At 68.7% G+C, this 201-nt stretch carries 1 protein-coding gene; it reads right to left on the minus strand.

The annotated features are described in order from the left end of the window. On the minus strand, positions 1 to 201 hold a 201-nt coding region (locus Q3A80_RS32005), incomplete at both ends, for an Ig-like domain-containing protein (RefSeq protein WP_446332767.1).

Genomic DNA, 201 nt, shown 5'->3' on the forward strand with positions numbered 1-201 from the left:
TGCTGTCGTATCGCCCGCCACCGTTACCGAGGCAGAGGGGCTCGTATTGCCTGCCGCGTCCGTAGCCGTCACACCAATCACCGTGCCGGCCGGCAACGGGGTCGACGGCGTGTACGTCCACGCTCCGCTCGGGTCCGCCGTTACGGAGGCGTCCGGCGTGCCATCGCCGTTCGTGTCGATGTTGACCGTTGCGCCCGCTTC

Source organism: Burkholderia sp. SR8 (assembly GCF_052851275.1).